Source organism: Citrifermentans bemidjiense Bem (assembly GCF_000020725.1).
Classification (GTDB): domain Bacteria; phylum Desulfobacterota; class Desulfuromonadia; order Geobacterales; family Geobacteraceae; genus Geomonas; species Geomonas bemidjiensis.
The window spans coordinates 2,879,492-2,896,750 of sequence record NC_011146.1 but is presented as its reverse complement, the minus strand read 5'-3'; the positions used below and the strand labels follow the sequence as shown (position 1 = coordinate 2,896,750).

The window sequence follows — 17,259 nt, the reverse complement described above, 5'->3', positions numbered from 1 at the left end:
CACCACTGAATGTAGCTGTGCAATGGCAGTGAACCGCTCGCTTGAAAGCAGTGTTCCGGAGGCCGCGTTGAGTGACACAGTTGCCGAGATTCTGCGTTTACTAACGGAGCATTTTGGCGAAGACTTCCAACACTATTCGCTGACCCTTGCGGCAAAGAGAATTGCGGAGCGGGTGGTCCAACTACGTTTGCCCGACGTCGCCGCGTACCACCGGTATTTGAACGACAACCCTTCAGAACTCTCCTGTCTTGCGCGCATGCTGCGCATCCGTTTCAGCAGTTTCTTCCGCGATACGCTCCAGTTCGAGCTTCTGGGCTCGGTCATCATTCCCTCCATGCTGCCGGGAAACACCAACGGTTTTTTCCGCGCCTGGTCGGCAGCCTGCGCCGGGGGGGAGGAGGCGTGCTCGCTTGCCATCATCATCGACGAGGCGCTGCAGCTTCTCGGCCTGAAAACGCGGGTGCAGATCTTCGCCACCGACATCGCCGAAGACGCGCTGGCCGAGGCCGAATACGGCAGGTACAGCACGGCCGCCGTCGCCGGGGTGACGCTGCAGCGGCTCAACAAGTACTTCATCTACGACCGGACCGGTTACCAGATCTCGCCCCGGATCAAGGAGATGATCACCTACTCGCGGCACGACCTGCTCGATCCGAACACCTACGCACCGCCTGAATCGCTTTTCGGGGGGTTCGACCTGGTCTCCTGCCGTAACTTCCTCATGTACCTTGACTCGCCCGGGTATCTGCGGGTCTTCGACAACCTTTTCCGTGCCTTGAACCCCTACGGGGTGCTGCTCTTGGGAAAGGCGGAAACGGTACCTGACCGGTACGAACCGTACCTGGAGCGGATGTTCGATTGCGGCAACCTGTTCCGCAAAAGACAGATGGTGAGGAGAAGCTGATGAAAACGCCCCTGCACCTCATCATGGTACTTTTCGCCGCTTTGGCGCTTTGCGGCTGCTCCAGTCAGGCGCCCGGCTCCGCCGGCCAAGGCGGCTCCTCGGCAAAGAAAGCCCCGTCCCCCAAAGCCGCTTATGGCCGCTATCGCTTCGGCATGACCCAGGGGATCGACATCGGGGCGCAACCTCTGACGCTTCCGGAGTTTTCGGTCGCCGAGCTCATGTCGCGCGACCGCGTGCTGGCGGAGCGCCTGCACCGCGGCGGGATGCGACTGCAGATGCTCCCCTTCTACAACGGCAAGGACATCGGCGATTTCCTCTCCACGGGTGAACTGGAGGGGGGGATATTCGCGGACATGCCGGCCTTGACGGCTGCAGCCGGCGGAGACGTGGTGCTCGTAGCCATGCTGAAACAGGGTGCTGCCTCCATCGTCGCCAGGACTCCTATGCTGGTGAAGGACCTGGATGGGAAGAGGGTCGGGGTCACCCTCGGCAGCGCCGCCCATTTCACCCTGTTGCGAGCGCTTGGTAACGCGGGGCTGGCCGAGAAGGACGTCGAGCTGGTGTCGATGGAGGTGAGCGAGATGCCCCGGGCGCTCGCTATGGGAAGAATCGACGCCTTCTGCGCCTGGGAGCCGACCCCTACCATCGCCTTTGCCTCCTACCCCGAGTTCCACCTGGTCCACAAAGGGCTCAACTACGGTTTCCTCTGTCTGCGACGCGACTTCGTGGCCAGTCATCCCGATGAAGCCAGGGAGATTCTAGCCGCCGTCGCCAGGGCGTGTTTCTGGATGAGGGAGGGGGGACAGCTGCAGCAACTGGCCCAGTGGACGACGCAAGCGACGACGCAGTTTCAAACTGAGCCCTTTGCCCTGAAGCCCGAGCATATGATGTCCATCACCCGCCGCGATCTGCTGGACGTCCAATCGTCCCCGCGCATACCGGAGATGCTCCTGCGCGAGCAGGAAGTGCTTTATCAGAAGTTCCTTTTCCTCAAGAAGATCGGAAAGATACCGGAGACCGCCTCCTGGGCCAAGGTGCGCGGCTCCATAAATCTAGCGATGCTGCGGGAGGTCATGGCTGACTCCGACAGGTACGCCCTGAGAGGGTTCGACTACCGCGGCAATACCGAAACGGATGGAACAAGATGAAGAAATTGATTAAATTGCCGACGCTCAGGGCGCGGCTTGCCTTCTGGTTCACGGCGATCTGCCTCGTGCCTTTGTTCCTGGTCACCACCATCATCTACATGCAGCGGGTCAAGTTGGCGCGGTCGCTGATGTTCGACAAGCTGAACGCGGTGACCTCGCTGCGCCAGCAGCAGATCGGCAGCATCCTCGACAACATGATCGTGGACGCCTCCACCATCGCCTCCGACCACTCGGTGCTGGAAACGGCAGAGCAGCTTCTGAGCGGGGCCGGCGGGGGGCGCGTTACCAGCGAGAGCCTGACCCTGCTTCGGGGGTATCAGAGCAGCAACGCCTCCGTAACCGACGTCTCCATAGTTTCACACGACGGCACCGTCGTGCTTTGCACCAGTGACAGCAGGATCGGGACGCGCGTGGCGCGGCCCGAGATGGTGGGCAACGCGCTGCAGGATCTGGCGCCCACCTTCGGAGACGCCTACCTGGGGAGCGACGGCATCCCCAGCATCGACGTCGCCGTCCCGATCGGGGCGGCGACCAAATCGCGCGTCGGCGCCCTCCTGGTAGCGCGCTACAACCTGCACACCCTGCTTTACGACATCACCGGCAACCGCACCGGCATGGGGGATACCGGCGAGACGGTGCTGGTGAACCGGGAGGTGATGCCTCTCAACGAGCTGCGGGCCTTCTCCCAGGGGATACTGAAGGTGCCGCTCAAGGGGAAACCGGCGCAGATGGCGGCGCGGGGAGAAAGCGGCATCGCGCAGACCACCGACTATCGCGGAGTGGATGTGCTGTCCGCCTTTGTCCACATACCCCGCACCGGCTGGGGGCTCGTCTGCAAGCAGGACAGCCGCGAGATCCTGGCGCCGATCCGTAGCCTCCTCTTCATAACCTATGGTCTCGCTGCGCTCATCTCGGTTTTTGCCTGCTTGCTCGCCTTCAGGCTGGCGCGATCCATAGCCGATCCGCTGGTGAACCTGGCTGCCAGCGCGAAGGAGCTGGAAGATGGTGATTTCGACGCCCGGGCCGTCCCGGAGGGTACCGACGAACAGAAGACCCTGGCGCGAAGTTTCAACAGCATGGCCCGGACGCTGCAGACGAAGATGGCGGCCCAGCAAGGGATGTCGCGGCTCTCCCAGAACCTGGTAGTGGCCGAGGGGATGGACGACTTTTTCAGCAAGCTCCTCCCGGTCTTTTTGGAGATCACCGGCGCCAGGATGGCGGTCGCCTACGTGGAGGAGCGGCAGACAGGGGAGTTTGCGCCCATGCATGCCATAGGTCTCGATTCTTCCCTGCTGCGCCGGTTCCAACGCAGGCATCTGGAGGGAGAGTTGGGGGTGATCCTCGCCAGCGGCACCGTGTCCTGCTATACGCCGCAGGAAGGGAGCCCGCTGCGCTTTGCCACCAGCTTCGGCGAGATCGTTCCCGCCGAGATAGCCACCGTCCCGATCTCGGTCGACGCCGAGATCCGCGCTTTCGTTTCCATCGCCTCGGAGCGCCCCTTCCCGCCGAAGGTGCACGAGATCCTGGAGCTGGTGCAGATGCCGCTGGGGGCGGCCTTCGCCAGGATACTCTCCGGCGAGGATGTCCGGTTGCTGGCGAACGAACTGGCGCTTAAAAACGAGGAGCTGACCCAGCAGTCCGAGGAACTGGTGCAGCAGTCCACCGAGCTGGCCCACCAGTCGGAGGAGCTTTCCCGCCACAACCAGGTGCTGGACCTGCAAAAGCAGCAATTGGAAGAGGCGACCAGGCTCAAGAGCGAATTCCTCTCCAACATGAGCCATGAGCTCAGAACCCCGCTCAACTCGGTGCTGGCGCTCTCCCGGGTGCTGGCGGTGCAGGGAGGCTCGCGTCTCACCGAGGACGAGAAGGGGTACCTTTCCATCATCGAGAGAAACGGCAAGCACCTTTTGTCCCTGATCAACGACATCCTCGACCTGGCCAAGATCGAGTCCGGCCGCCAGGAGGTTTACCTGGAGACGGTCTCCCTGCAAAAGGTCACAGCCGAAGTGGTGGACGGGCTTTCGGTGCTGGCCCGCGAAAAGGGGATTGCTATCTCGCTGGAGGCGCCCGAGGCGCTCCCAACCGCGGTGATCGACGTGAAAAGGCTGCGCCAGATGCTGCAGAACCTGATCGGCAACGCGGTGAAGTTCACCGCCGAGGGGGCGGTCACGGTGAGGCTCGGCGCCGAGGGGGAAGAGTTCCTGGTCGAGGTGGAGGATACCGGCATCGGCATAGCGCCGCAGTACCTGGAAACCATTTTCCACGAATTCCGCCAGGCCGACGGCAGCACCTCCCGCTCCTTCGAGGGGACGGGGCTTGGGCTTGCCATCGTGAAGAAGACGGCGCGCCTTTTGGGAGGGGACGTGTCGGTGCGAAGCGAGCTCGGCAAGGGGTCCGTCTTCACCCTGCGGCTTCCTTGCGACGGCACCGGGAGCGTGCAGGGACCGCAGGCTTCGGGTAACGCCTCCTTCCCTGCGGAGCGGGCGCAGGCTCCGATGCAGGGTAGGTCGGTCCTGGTGGTGGACGACGACCCCGAGGCCGTGTCGCTGATCGCGTCGCATCTCTCTCAGGCGGGTTTCGAAACGCTTACCGCGCTAAACGGCGCCGACGCCCTGAGGCTCGCACGCGCCAAGAAGCCTTTCGCCATCACGCTCGACATCATGATGCCGGACATGGACGGTTGGGAGGTGATGCGCGAGCTGAAGGACCAGCGCGAAACGGCCGATATCCCCGTGGTGATCGTGTCGCTGTCGGACGACCGCGCGACGGGAATCGCCCTCGGCGCGGTCGGGGTGATAGCCAAACCGGTGAGCAGGGAACAGCTCATAGAGACCTTCACCAAGCTCGCCGGCGCGGGATGCCGGCTGGTGCTGGTGGTCGACGACAGCGAATACGACCGGTTCTTCATCGCCTCGCTCTTCAAGGAGATGGGGATGGACGTGCTCTTGGCCGAGGACGGCGCGCAGGCCCTGGAAATCGCCGCAGCCGACCGGCCCGACCTGATCACTCTCGACCTGCTGATGCCCGGGATGGACGGCGCGGCCGTGTTGGACAAGCTCAGGTCCAACCAGTCCACCGCGGCAATTCCTGTGGTGGTGATAACTTCCAAGGATCTGAACTCGGCGGAGTTGGAGCGCCTCTCCTCCGGGGTGAGCGCCATCCTTTCCAAGGGGGGGCTCGAGCGCGAGGTGGTGCTGGACGAATTGGTGCACAGCCTGGAGCGGATCGGCTGGCGCCTTCCCTGCGAGCAAAGCGCAAACGGGGCGAGGATCCTCATCGTCGAGGACAGCGAGGCGGCCACCATCCAGCTCCGCTTCGCGCTGGAAAGCGCCGGGTTCTGCGTCGACGCCGTCTCAGGCGGCAGACATGCTCTTTCCTATCTGAAGACCCACGTGCCCGACGGTATCATCCTCGACCTGATGATGCCGGAGGTGGACGGCTTCGACGTGTTGAAAGCGGTGCGCGCCTCGCGGCTGACCGAACAGGTGCCGGTCATGGTGATGACGGCGAAGACCCTTTCGCCGGGCGAGCACGACCGGTTGCGCCTGCTCGAGGTGAACCACCTGGTCCAAAAAGGGGACGTGGAGCAGCACGAACTGCTGCGGAGAGTCTACGAGATGCTCGGGGCGGTATGCCTGTTCAAGCCGGGCACCGCGTCGACGGCGACCGGCGCCGCGCTTTTCCCCGGGGGCTGGCAGGGGGACGGGTCGGTGCTGGTGGTCGAGGACAACCCGGACAACCTGGTAACGCTTCGGGCCGTTTTGGGGGAGGAGTACCGCCTGGTCGAGGCGACCGACGGCGAGTCCGGGCTTCTCCTGGCGCAGACAGGGTCCCCTTCGCTGATCCTTTTGGACATGCATCTCCCCGGCATGGACGGACTCGCCGTACTAAGGCGCCTGAAGCAGGATAATGCCACGGCTCTCATCCCGGTGGTGGCCCTCACCGCGAGCGCCATGACGGGGGACCGGGAGATGCTGATGGAGGCGGGTTGCGTGGCCTACGTCTCCAAGCCCTACCAGCCGGAAGAGTTGCAGGAACTGGTCACCAAATTCGTCGCAGCGGGGACTGCGCCAAACGGGAAGTAAAACCGGCCCCCCTTTTAGCAGTCGAGGAAACCGTTAAATGAAAATTCTCGCCATAGACGACAACCACGACAATCTCCTCACGCTGAAGGCGCTGCTGAAGATTTTCATGCCCGAAGCAAACCTCATCACCTCCGCCTCGGCCCAGGACGGCATCCGCAGGGCGCTGCTGGAGGCGCCCGACACCATCCTTTTGGACATCCAGATGCCGGTCATGGACGGATACGAGGCGACCCGCAGGCTCAAGGGAAACCCCTCCACCCAACATATCCCCATCATCCTGGTCACCGCGCATCGCACCGATCCCTCCGGCAAGGTGCGGGGGCTCGAGTGCGGCGCCGACGCGTTCCTCTCCAAGCCCATCGACGAGGCTGAACTTGTGGCCCAGATCAGGGCGATGGTGCGGATCAAGCGTTCCGAGGACGCGCTGCGGCAAGAGCGGGACAGCCTGGAGGCTCTGGTGCAGAAACGGACTTCGGAGCTGCTGCTCATGAACCAGGTGCTGACGGAGAACCTGGCACGCCTTGCCGAGAACGAGGCGCGCTACACCCGGGCGGTGCGGGGGACGACGGACGGGCTTTGGGACTGGAACGTGGTGACCGGCGAGTGCTATTTTTCCCCGCGCTGGAAGGAACTCTTGGGCTTTGCCGACGACGAACTGGAGAACCGAGTCGATACCTTCTATTCGCGGCTGCATCCAGACGATATGGCCGTGGCGCAGGAGGCGCTCGAATCGCACCTGTCCGGGAAAACGTCCCTGGACGTGGAGCTCAGGCTTAGGAACCGCGAGGGAGGGTACCTGCGCTTTCGGGTCCGCGGGCAGGCGGAGTGGGACAGCCTGGGGGCGGCCGTTCGCCTCTCCGGAGCCCTTTCCGACGTCACCGAGCGGCAGCTCATGGAGGAGCAGCTCCGGCAGTCGCAGAAGATGGAGGCGGTAGGGCAGCTGGCTGGAGGTGTCGCGCACGACTTCAACAACATCCTCACCGTGATCGCAGGCTACGCCAACATGCTCATGATGGACCTCCCAGCGCTTGGGAACGAAGTGAGGCTGGCCGAACAGATCGCCATCGCCACCGAGAGGGCTGCCGAACTGACCAAGGGGCTTCTGGCTTTCAGCCGGAAGCAGCCGATGGCGCCTCAGAAGCTGGACCTGGGGGAGATCGTGCAGCGCGTGGAGACCTTCCTCACCCGCGTGATAGGGGAGGACATCCAGCTGAAGACGCATCTGCTCCCGGACTCTCTGCCGGTCTGGGTCGACATGGGGCAGATCGAACAGGTGCTCATCAACCTGGCCGCCAATGCGCGCGACGCCATGGAAAACGGAGGGACCTTCACCATCGCGACCGGCCTCTTCGAAGACGACTCGCTTTCCGCCTTCTGCGGCCCGGCAGGGAGCTATGCCGTGATCATCGTGTCCGACAACGGCAAGGGGATGCCCGCCGAGATCAGCAAGCGGATCTTCGAGCCTTTCTTCACCACCAAGGAGGTGGGGAAGGGTACGGGGCTCGGCATGGCGATCGTCTACGGTATCGTGCAGCAGCACAGGGGTTACATCACCGTCGACAGCAAACCCGGGGACGGCACCGTCTTCAGCATCTATCTGCCGCTTGCCGCAGACTGCGCCGAAATGTACCAGGAGCCGGCGGTCGACCAGGAGCCGGAAATGGGGACCGAGACCATCCTGGTCGCCGAAGACGACCCGAGCGTGCGCAACCTGGTGGACATGGTGCTGACCAAGCACGGCTACCAGGTGATCCTGGCTGAGAACGGGCAGGAGGTGGTCGAGCGCTTCACCGCCCACTCAAGCGACATCGGGTTGATCCTGATGGACATCATCATGCCGCGCAAAAACGGCATAGAGGCGTTCGCGGAGATCAAGAAGCTGCAGCCGGAGGCGAAGGTCCTCTTCACCAGCGGCTACACCTCCGATTTCATCCAGAGCCGCGGCATGGAAGACGGGGTCGAGCTGATCATGAAGCCGGTGCAGCCGGCCCAACTGCTGCGCAAGGTGAGGGAAGTGCTGGAGAGGTGATTCCGGATTTCCGGAGACAAGAAAAGGGGAGCGCCTGTTAGCGGCGCTCCCCTTTTTAATTCCTGCCCTTTCCTGCTTCTGTCTCAGGCGAAGTCCCGGGCGTTGATGACTAGGCCGCTGCGGGCGCCGTGTATGCTGGCCCAGTAGGCCTGCGCCACGTCCTGCGCAGGCATTCCCCCCGAGCTGTCCATATCCAGCGCCTCAAGGGTCTCCTTCACCCAGGGGGGGCTCACCACGTTGATCCTGATCCCGCGCGGCAGTTCCAGCGCGGCGGCGCGGACAAACCCTTCGAGCCCCGCGTTGATCATGCTGATGGAGGAACTCCCGGGCATGGGCTGGTGGCTCAAGACCCCGCTGGTCAGCGTGAAGGAGCCGTTATCCCGGATGTAGTGCATCCCCACCCGGACCAGGTTGACCTGGCCCATCAGCTTCCCGGAGAGCCCGGTCTGGAAGTCCTCGTCGGTCAATTCAGCCAGGGAGCCGAACCTGGCGACTCCCGCCGCGCAGACCAGGGCATCGAAGTCTCCGACCTCCTTGAACATCGACTCTATGGAATCCTTGCGCGACATGTCCACCCGCAAGTCGCCGCTACTGAAGGCGACCTTCGCCACTTCATGCTCCGTGGACAACAGCTTGGCCACGGCTTTTCCTATAGTTCCGGTTGCTCCGACGACGATGATTCGCATAAAGAGACCTCCCGTATTGGCGCTTTTTTATGGCCCCCGAGCCGCTGCAGGGGGCGCTGTCGCCCCCCTACAGGCCGAGGTACAGCGTGAAGTATATCTGGTTTTCCCCGCCGCGGTTGAAGCCGTGGGCAAAACCGACGGCGGGGGTGACCTTGGCCCAGTAGCCGATGGTCATGTCCGCTCTTAGTTCCGCTCCGGCACCGACCCTCGTTTCGTTGGCGTGAAAACTCCTGTTGTCGTCCCAGACCTGGCCCGCGTCGGTGAAGAGCGCGCCGTGCACCTTCTCCAGGAAAGCCGGAGCCGTCCCGGGGCCGCTGAAAGGGTAGGCGAGCGGCGCGCGGTACTCCAGGGTGCCGGTGGCGACGTATTTTCCGGTCATGGAGCGGGCGGGGTAGCCGCGCAGCGGGTATTGGTTGTACTCCGCTGGTGCCCCGCCGATCTGGAACGCCTGCTGCCCGTACTGCAGGTCTCCGTCGGCGAGAGCTCCGGAAAGGCGCAGGTAGAGCACCTGGTGCGGGAGCCGTGTTTTCGACAGGCGCAGGTACTGCTCGAAACTGGCGCTGTACTCGGAGAGGTTTTGATCGCTGCCGATGTCGCGGCCGAAGTAACGGTATAGAAATGCCAGGTTGCACCCCTCTTCCGAGCTGATGGAGTAGGGGTACTTGAGGGCGCTCTCGTAGCTGATCCCCGCGAAGAGGTTGTTTCTGCTCCCCTGGAAGACGGGGATCCCGCCGAACGTGCCGTTGCTGTTCAGGCGGCTCAACGCCTGCTGGTCCAAAAGCTCGTATCCCCCCTTGATGCGGTAGGCCGACTCCAGGAAGTTGACAGGTACGGACGCTGCCAGCTCCACCCCGCGGTTCACCTCCCAATAGTCATACCCTTTCTGGTACAGGTCGCTGTAGACAACCGGTTCGTTGTGCGCCCGAAGCGACAGGGTCGGGTAGAAGTAATCGTTCAGGTAGGTAAGGCTGAAATAGCCGCGCTTTCTCCCTTCGCTGTAGGCCCCGCTGACGGCGTAGGAGTTGTACCCCAAGACGTCGGCGCCGGCGGTGAAGGCCCCGATCACGGCCTGGTCCGAGCCGTCCCCGTAGATCTTAGGCAGCCAGAAGCGCGGCAGCAGGGTCTTTGCTGCGCTGTAACGCGAAGAGGGGGGCGCCGTGGCCTGTTCCGTCTCTGTCGGTGCAGCAAGGGGGGCTGTTCGTGCCGAGGGAAGCGACGGCCCGCGCGCGAGGCTCCACCGGGAGCGGTCGAGTTCCATGCGGGCGATCTTGAACCCCTTGGAGCTGTAGCTGGAGAGCAGCATGGAGGAGCCGTCCGGGGCTGGTGCGGGTTGAATCGCTCCGGTAAGAAGGTGGCTCACCTGGTAGCTCGCGCCTCCCTTGAGGTCGTATGCGAAGAGGTTGAACACCCCGGTCTCGTCGGAGATGTAGAAGATGGTCGAGCCGTCGGGCCCGAAGACCGGGAAGGCGAAGGTGTGGCTGGCCCTGAAAAGGGCGCGGTCGGTTTTATCGACCGTGTCGTAGATACGGAGCGCGCTCATGCCGGTGTTGTCGGTGAGGACATAGCAGATGCTGCGGCCGTCGGGCGAGAAGTTGGGAGACGCTACCCGTTCCAGCGAGTAGCTTGTAACCTGGCGCGGCTGCGGCTTTTCTCCCTGGCTCAGGTCCAAAAGCGCCAAGTTCTGGCTGCCGCGCGAACTGATTACGGCGGCGACCGTCTTGCCGTCGGGCGCTATCTGCGCGTCTCCGAGGCGCTCTCCCTTGGTGATCCTCCTCGTTTCGCCGCGCCCCAAGTCGCGGACGTAGAGGTCCTGGTACGTGTTGAAGCCGCGGTCGATCTCGGCCTGGGTGAAGTAGACGCTCTTGCCGTCGGGGGACCAGCTGAGGCTTCCATCGGAGGACTGGCGCCGGAACTGCGCCAGCACCTTTTTTCCGGAGGCGTCGGTCACGACGACGGAGGTGTGCTCGTTGGGGTCGCGCCTGGTGAAGGCGATGCGGCTGCCGTCCGGCGAAAAGCGCGGGTTGGTGAGGTTCTCGCCTTGATCGTTCACGCTGGTGAGCGGCGTGAAGGGGACGCGGGAAAGCTCCTTGATGTGCGCCGTCTGCTCCAGCTTCAGGGCGACGATCATGTCGCGGTAGATATCGCTGTAATCCTTGCCGTGGAAAAGGTCCTCAGGCGGCCTGCCGATCAGGTAAGGAAGGCGCCCGGAGTGGGTGATGGCGAGCTTTCCGGCTGCGTCGGGGCCATAGGCGTCGGCGATGTAGCGCTGCAGGCGGTAGCCGTACATGTAGGCTAAGTGGCCGGAGGGCCAATAGGCGACGTCGCCGTTGATCTGGTCCACCGAGGGGAGGTTGTCGTCCGCGACGGCGGCGCGGAACACCATGTCGTAGTAGCTCCCCTTGCCGCGTCCGACCCCCGTGTACTTCGTCTCTGCCCAGGTCGCCATCCCCTCGTGCCACCAGCGCGGCAGGAAGGTGTTGGGGGGCGCGGTGGCGAAGAAGAAGAGGACCGACAGCGGGTCGAGCGTGGGCAAGGGCTTGCCGAAAATGGCCCGGGTCACCTTGGAGTAGCCGCGGGCGGGGTCGGAGGAGAGTATGTGGGCGTACTCGTGGGTGAAGAGGACCCTGAGCCAGTCGTCGTATTCGCCCAGGGTGGAGGCGACCGTGGGGGGGACCACCTGCAGGTAGACGGCGTTGTAAGGGATGGTGACGGCGAGCCCGTTGATGAAGTCGCTGCTGTCGATGAGCACCACCTGGGTTTTACCGGCGGGTTGCCAGCGGAACTCCCGGGTCAGCAGGGGATGCGTCTCTTCGGCTATGGCCGCGACCTTCCGGGCGGCCGGTTCCAGTCCCTGGTGGTAATGGATGGAGAAGTGCTCGGTCTCGATGGTCGAGTAGGTGAAGGAGGTGTCGAATTTCACTGCCAGTGAAAGGGAAACGGTGCATAGCACAAGCGTTACCGCAATAAATAAAGTTCTCATGGCTTCCTTTCGTTCAGGTTCGTGTCTCTATTCCATTCCCGCCAGTTCGCGCCCCTTGGGGTATTCGATGACGATGTCGTAGGAGACCTTCTTTTTCTCCCCCGGGGCTAGGTTCAGCTTCCATTCCAGCGTCCCGTCTTCCTTGGTGCCGGAGGGACGCGGATCTGCCTCTTCGAGCTTTACCTTGATTTCCGCATTGGAGGGAAGCGGCTGCTGGTCGAGAAGGGTCAGCGCCACCCCCCTCTTCTTGAAGTTCACCAGTTCGATCACTACATGGTAGGTCACGTTGTTGCCGCTGATGAGCCCCGCCTTTTTCGCCACCCTGGCCGCTTCCCGCTTCACCTTCACCTGGTCGTCGGATCCGAAGTAAAGGTCGAATTCTTCGCCGGAGCTTACGGTTTTTATTCGGCTTTTGCCGACGAAGGTGGCGTCGTTGAAGATGTTCACCTCCCCGGCCAGAAGCGGGTAGGGGGTGTTGTTCCGGACCTTCGACTTGAGATAGACGCGCGGGGAAAGTTTCGGGACGGTCAGGTACTCGGCGCTGACCGGCACCTTTTCGCTGGCAATGACGCTCCCTGCGCGGGTGCCGTCGGACGGTACATCCACCGGTTGCAGCACCTGGAAGAGCACCGAGGTCTGCCCCTGCGCCACGTCCGAGGTCAGAGGCTGCGCTTCCTCGCCCCGGTCTTCCCGCGCTTCCAGCGGATAGGCGCCGGCAGCCATCGGCGCGGGAGCGGGGGCTGCCATCTCCTTCATGGCCCGGCCGGCGTAGGCCATGGGCCGAGGGGGCTCGTAGAAGGAGATATGCCAAGGGGAGAGCTCCGGCGCGCCTCCGCCGACCTCGGGGGCAGCCGTGGAAAGGGAAAGCTTCACGCCGGGCCAGTTCTCCCCGGTTTTCTGCGCCACCTGGGCACGGTAGACGAGTTCCGCCTCCTTGCCGTCGGCGCCGAGACGCACGTCGTAGAGGGGCTCCCAGGTGGCCTGGCTCACCAGGTAGGAGAGGTCTAGGTCGAACTTGAGGTCCTGCTGCGCCTCTATGGCCACCTGCGCCGACTTCACTTCCCTGTGCCGGTTGGCGAGGTTTTGCTCCAGCTCTTTCCTGAGCGCAGCTATCTTCTCGTTGAGGGGCTTCTTGGCCGCTTCCGCATCGTAGAGCTGCTGCTCCACTTTGCCCACGTTGTCACCCACGAAGCGCACCGCCTCTCCCAGCTCGGCAGCGGTGGGCTTGCCGGCGGAAAGCTCCTTGGAGATCCGTTCGGACCAGCCGACGCGGATGGAATCGATGAAGGCCCTCTGGGAGGCGAGCGCCTTGCGCTTGGCTTCGATGCTTTCCACCTGGCGGGTGAGGGCGGCGATCTCATCCTCCAGCTCGCGCACCCGCTGGTCCCGCGCCCGGTCCAGGAAAACCCTTTTCACCGTAATACCGGCGATGCGGGCAGGCGCCGTCCCTTTCCCCACGGCACGAAGTGACTCCTCGTCCAGCACCTGGGGGAGGTTGTCGAAGCTGACCAGGTTGGTCCCAGCTTTCAGCGACAGCGTCGCCTTTCGGGTCACCTGGGCCCGGTCCGAGAAGACGGTGACGGACTGAATCGCGGATCTGGCTTCCAGGCTGGTGGTCTGGGCAGAGACGGCCAAAGGCGAGCAAAGTACGAGGATGAGGCAGGAGCAGATTGTTCGAGTTTTCATTGAGGACCTCGGTGTCAACAAGCTGATGTTGGGAGTGTTTTGACTGTAATAGGTTCTCGTATCCAAGCTGGAGCTTTGCCAGCCTTGCGTTCCCAAGCTGGAGCTTGGGAACGAGGCACTCCCCCTCCCGCAGGGGGAGGGGGGACTTTTGCTCGCCTATGCCGGCTTTTTCTTCGCCGCGTAGCTGTAGTACTTGAGCCGGATGTTCTCCCACATAACCAGCCGCTCTTCCATCATGGTCATCACCCGCACTTCCCCGTCCTGGGAAACGACGAAGCCCACGCTCCCCGGGTTCTGGGAGCAGTACCTCATCATGGAGCGGTGCCTGGTGCCAAAGTGGTTGTAGGCTGCCGGGCGCAGCTTCGCCGGGGTCGCCAGACGGTCGGTCGCTATGAAGAGGTTGTCCGGCTCCTGCCAGTTCTTGATCTCCACGCCGTATCCCTTGACCACCAGGTCCGGGTCCATCGCCACCAGGCCGTCCACCCGGGTCAGAAGGGCGATGAACCAGATCACGCCGTCGATCTCGTTCTTGTTCGCCCTCAGGTCCTTCTCCATGCGCCTTAACTGGAAATACTGGCTGGAAAGGATCTCCTTGGGTTTCGATTCGGTGAGCCCTAGCAGATGCTCCTCCAGGTAGTCCGACTTTATCTTGGTGACGGCATTGGATTGCAGCGAGGTAGGGAGCCGGTCGTAGTTGATGCCGTATTTGACGTTGAGATCTGCTGGGTCGATCGCGGGCGTGATGAGGAGGGCGCCGCCGTTTTTTATCTTCTGGATCCGAAGCAGAATGCGGCAAAGCGCAGAGATCCACTGCTGGGTGTGGAATTCGTCCATACCGGCATCGGTCATGTAGATGTCGTCGGGGAGGTGGCTGCGCACTTCTTGCAAGTAGCGTTTGATCCCAGGCGCCAGAAGGTCGCGGATGGGGCCTTCGCGGAAGATGTCGAGCGAGAAGCGGATCAGCTCGTTTACCCTGAGCTCGGCCACCTTCTCGTAACGCATGTAGACCACGATGTTGCCGATCCCCTCTACGCTGGCCTGGAAGATCCCGGGGCGCTCCGGTTCTATCTCGGCGCTGCGGTTGAGGAACTTGTGGAAGGGGTTTTGCTGGTCCACCAGTCCCCAGATGAAAAGATGGTCCTCCTTGTCTGGCCAGATCACGAAGGAAGAGGTGCGCAGGTCGGTGGACTTGGCGATCTTCACCACGTTGGAAACCGAAAAAGGGATAGGCTCGGCGAAAGGGATGTAGCTCCAGCGGTCCCGGACCGGGTTGCGCGGCGGCTTGGGGTCGGGCTGCCCAGGGTCCAGGTAGACCATGTGGAAGATCACCGGCTCCGATTCCTCGGTCCGAAGGCTTGAGTAGTACATCGTCTCCATCAGGTCGACGATGATCTTCTCGTCCGGGACCGCGGTCCGGCGTTTCCTCAGTTCGGAGCAGACGGTTTCCGCCAGGTGGCGCGGGGTCTTGTTCGTGCCGCTCATGGCCGGTACCCTCCGCAATAGGGCCCCAGGATCTGCTCCAGGTGGCGCCTCACGCCGTCGAAGAGCAGCAGGGTGAGGTCGTTGGGGTTTTGGCAGTAGTAGCTTGAGGGGGCGAAGTTGTAATAGATCCGGCAGGCGAAGGGGCGGACGCCGTAGATGCCGCAGTTGCGCTTTTGCAGATTGAAAAAGGGGCAAAAGCCGCTGTCGTCGGAGCGCTTGGGGAGGAGGTCGAGGACTTCCTTTTCGCAGGCGAAGACGTCGGGGCTGCACTTGCAGCACTGGCCGGTCTTGCAGCCGGCGCCTTCGCTCTCGGCGCGGCACAAGGAGCTGCCGAAGACCCGGCGGCTGAAGCTCTCCGCGGCGCGGTAGACGAAGGAAATCCGGCGCGAGCGGTCGGCACCGGCGCGGTCGGCGTTGATAAGGCGCTTCTTCAGCCGCTCCAGTTCACGCGCGACCTGCTCGTTTATGGCGAGGGGGGAGGCTGCAGGCATTGTCATAATGACGTCTCTTCCTAGAATCCGGTGAAAAGGAAATCGAGTGCTGCGATTATTTCTTCTCTTCGTTCCGCGAGGGAGCCCACCTTTTCTCCCAGGACCTGCTGGTCGATGCCGGCTAATTGCGCTGTGACCATGACCACATCTCTGTTCTCGATGCTGAACCTCGGCGTTAGGTGCCTGACCGGCTTCCCCATTGCCGAGACGGTGAATAGAGGAACGACGACCCGTGTGGCGAGGGAAGCCAAGAGCTCCGCCTGCACGTCCAGCAGATAGGGGATCTCATCCCTGGTCCTGGGATTCCCGTTCCGGTAAACTTCGAATTGAGCCATCAGAAATGCCTCAAATCGTCACTGAAGGTCCCATCGCTTTGCACGCGGCTGTTGTACTCTTCGATAGCTTCACGGTTTTCTTCCTGCCAGCTGCGGCTGGTCTCCTTCCGCAGCATTTCCGCAAGCCGCGATTCCAACGCCTGGGAGAGGTTTATGTGCCGCTCTTTCGCAAGGCGCAGCAGATCGCTGTTTATACTCAGATTTGTCGACTTCTTGGGGGCTGTCGCGTCGAAGAAAGCATTCTGCATGTAGGTCTCCTATGCGCACGGGTTATGCGCATATGATAGCTGGCTTTAGGAGGAATGGCAACCCGCGCTAGATGCCTGTTCCCGTTCTGCCACAGCTTCGAGATGCGGCTGAAGGTATATTAAGAACTTCATATTGTAAATGGAAATAACAATAAGCCCACCATCGCGGTAGACAATGTATATTCTTTTCTTGACTGATTTGATTATATTTTGTACTTTGTCTAAAACTCGCACGTATGTGGGGTATTTATCCCCGTCATCATTTAATTGCGGCATCCGGAGGGGGAGGCAATTTGAAGATCGACCAGAAGAAACTACGGGAACTGCTTTCGGCACCGGCTTTCTCCCCGTCTCCCGACCAGCTCAGGCGCGAAGACAACGTCTTCCTGGTGGGCGGCAATCTTCCGGAACGCCAGACTCTGGAAACCCTCTACGACAGCCACTATCAAAGCAACGCAGCCCTGTTTCACCTCACCTTCGGCGCCATCGACCAGTTTCCCAACGGCGAGGCGCTTGCCCGGGTCATCAAGAAAAACTTCAACGTGCATCTCGTGGGGAGGCTCGATTTTCCCGCCTCCTCCCGCCTCATCGAGCGGGCCTATGCCGCAGGCGTCGACATCATCGAAATCCCTTTGCCGGCTCCCGGTACCGGTGCGGGGGAGGGGCAGGACCAGGCCAAAGAGCGGCTCCAGGCCCTCAACGTAGCCCGTTCGGTATTCCCGCGTTGGTCGGTTTTCTCGACAATTGTGGCCGGGGAGGAGTCCCCTGCGGTGACCATTTCCGGCATTGACGCCCTCCTGGCTGCCGAGATCGTCCCGCTGGTGGTCCTGTCGGGGGGGGCGGTGCGCCACCCGGAGGACGAGATCGCCAGGATCTTCACCCACCTGCAGTCTGGCTGGCGCAAGCACAGATGTGTCCTCAAGCCTTTGCTGCCGCTGATTCATCTCTCCACCCCGCTGGTTCCGGCGGCGCCGCGCAATATGCTGCGAGGCTTCATCGACAGCATCGAGGACCGGCGCCTTTTGGCCGCCTCCGACCTGAGGCGGGTACTCAGGGTGAAAGAGGTCGCGGAGTCCTTCGACTCCGCAGGCCTGTAGGCCCAGTTCTCCCCCTCCCGCAAGGGGAGGGGGGACTTCGGCCCTCCCTCACTTATCAAAGGGGGCGAGGCAACACTCATGGTGGAAG

At 62.5% G+C, this 17,259-nt stretch carries 12 protein-coding genes; 5 read left to right on the top strand and 7 right to left on the bottom strand.

Translation table 11 applies throughout. From position 1 onward, the window contains the following. The first annotated feature begins 67 nt into the window (after window positions 1-67). Genes GBEM_RS12475 through GBEM_RS12460 form a run of 4 tightly spaced genes read left to right on the top strand, consistent with a single transcriptional unit; the run spans window position 68 to window position 8,166 of the window. Complete coding sequence (locus GBEM_RS12475) at window positions 68-904, top strand: CheR family methyltransferase (RefSeq protein ID WP_012530928.1); 837 nt, start codon at window positions 68-70, stop codon at window positions 902-904. Next, the gene (locus GBEM_RS12470; protein WP_012530927.1) at window positions 904-2,052 is read left to right on the top strand and encodes an NrtA/SsuA/CpmA family ABC transporter substrate-binding protein; all 1,149 of its coding nucleotides are present in this window, start codon (window positions 904-906) and stop codon (window positions 2,050-2,052) included. Before GBEM_RS12475 ends, GBEM_RS12470 begins: the two co-directional genes overlap by 1 nt. Next, complete coding sequence (locus GBEM_RS12465; protein WP_012530926.1) at window positions 2,049-6,137, top strand: response regulator; 4,089 nt, start codon at window positions 2,049-2,051, stop codon at window positions 6,135-6,137. Before GBEM_RS12470 ends, GBEM_RS12465 begins: the two co-directional genes overlap by 4 nt. A gap of 37 nt (window positions 6,138-6,174) precedes the next feature. Then, window positions 6,175-8,166, top strand: coding sequence for a response regulator (locus GBEM_RS12460; RefSeq protein ID WP_012530925.1), 1,992 nt, complete (start codon window positions 6,175-6,177; stop codon window positions 8,164-8,166). Window positions 8,167-8,249: 83 nt separating this feature from the next. On the opposite strand, the gene GBEM_RS12455 is transcribed toward GBEM_RS12460, so the two are convergent. The 7 genes from GBEM_RS12455 to GBEM_RS12425 all read right to left on the bottom strand — a co-directional run bounded on the left by GBEM_RS12455 (window position 8,250) and on the right by GBEM_RS12425 (window position 16,074). After that, a complete protein-coding gene (locus GBEM_RS12455; protein ID WP_012530924.1) occupies window positions 8,250-8,852 on the bottom strand; it encodes a short chain dehydrogenase in 603 nt (200 codons plus the stop codon). Between the two features lie 67 nt (window positions 8,853-8,919). After that, window positions 8,920-11,832 carry a BamA/TamA family outer membrane protein gene (locus tag GBEM_RS12450; RefSeq protein ID WP_012530923.1) on the bottom strand — a complete coding sequence of 971 codons (2,913 nt, stop codon included), beginning with the start codon at window positions 11,830-11,832 and terminating at the stop codon, window positions 8,920-8,922. Between the two features lie 27 nt (window positions 11,833-11,859). After that, window positions 11,860-13,518, bottom strand: a complete 1,659-nt coding sequence (locus GBEM_RS12445; protein ID WP_012530922.1) for a mucoidy inhibitor MuiA family protein — start codon at window positions 13,516-13,518, stop codon at window positions 11,860-11,862. Window positions 13,519-13,674: 156 nt separating this feature from the next. Continuing rightward, the gene (locus tag GBEM_RS12440; RefSeq protein WP_012530921.1) at window positions 13,675-15,000 is read right to left on the bottom strand and encodes a putative sensor domain DACNV-containing protein; all 1,326 of its coding nucleotides are present in this window, start codon (window positions 14,998-15,000) and stop codon (window positions 13,675-13,677) included. Continuing rightward, window positions 14,997-15,497: a YkgJ family cysteine cluster protein gene (locus GBEM_RS12435; protein ID WP_012530920.1), complete on the bottom strand. Its 501-nt coding sequence runs from the start codon at window positions 15,495-15,497 to the stop codon at window positions 14,997-14,999. Before GBEM_RS12435 ends, GBEM_RS12440 begins: the two co-directional genes overlap by 4 nt. Window positions 15,498-15,511: 14 nt before the next feature. Beyond that, a complete protein-coding gene (locus GBEM_RS12430) occupies window positions 15,512-15,826 on the bottom strand; it encodes a CcdB family protein (protein ID WP_012530919.1) in 315 nt (104 codons plus the stop codon). Further along, entirely contained in the window at window positions 15,826-16,074 is a 249-nt protein-coding gene (locus GBEM_RS12425) for a type II toxin-antitoxin system CcdA family antitoxin (protein WP_012530918.1), read from the bottom strand. The genes GBEM_RS12430 and GBEM_RS12425 overlap by 1 nt, the downstream gene beginning before the upstream one ends. A gap of 293 nt (window positions 16,075-16,367) precedes the next feature. Between GBEM_RS12425 and GBEM_RS12420 the strand changes: the two genes are divergently transcribed. Then, window positions 16,368-17,171: a hypothetical protein gene (locus GBEM_RS12420; protein WP_012530917.1), complete on the top strand. Its 804-nt coding sequence runs from the start codon at window positions 16,368-16,370 to the stop codon at window positions 17,169-17,171. The last annotated feature ends 88 nt before the right edge of the window (window positions 17,172-17,259 follow it).

Excerpts from the sequence above, each read along its gene's own strand:
- GBEM_RS12470 (WP_012530927.1), top strand. The coding sequence starts at position 904 with ATGAAAACGCCCCTGCACCTCATCATGGTACTTTTCGCCGCTTTGGCG.
- GBEM_RS12465 (WP_012530926.1), top strand. The coding sequence starts at position 2,049 with ATGAAGAAATTGATTAAATTGCCGACGCTCAGGGCGCGGCTTGCCTTC.
- GBEM_RS12460 (WP_012530925.1), top strand. The coding sequence starts at position 6,175 with ATGAAAATTCTCGCCATAGACGACAACCACGACAATCTCCTCACGCTG.
- GBEM_RS12455 (WP_012530924.1), bottom strand. The coding sequence starts at position 8,852 with ATGCGAATCATCGTCGTCGGAGCAACCGGAACTATAGGAAAAGCCGTG.
- GBEM_RS12450 (WP_012530923.1), bottom strand. The coding sequence starts at position 11,832 with ATGAGAACTTTATTTATTGCGGTAACGCTTGTGCTATGCACCGTTTCC.
- GBEM_RS12445 (WP_012530922.1), bottom strand. The coding sequence starts at position 13,518 with ATGAAAACTCGAACAATCTGCTCCTGCCTCATCCTCGTACTTTGCTCG.
- GBEM_RS12440 (WP_012530921.1), bottom strand. The coding sequence starts at position 15,000 with ATGAGCGGCACGAACAAGACCCCGCGCCACCTGGCGGAAACCGTCTGC.
- GBEM_RS12435 (WP_012530920.1), bottom strand. The coding sequence starts at position 15,497 with ATGACAATGCCTGCAGCCTCCCCCCTCGCCATAAACGAGCAGGTCGCG.
- GBEM_RS12430 (WP_012530919.1), bottom strand. The coding sequence starts at position 15,826 with ATGGCTCAATTCGAAGTTTACCGGAACGGGAATCCCAGGACCAGGGAT.
- GBEM_RS12425 (WP_012530918.1), bottom strand. The coding sequence starts at position 16,074 with ATGCAGAATGCTTTCTTCGACGCGACAGCCCCCAAGAAGTCGACAAAT.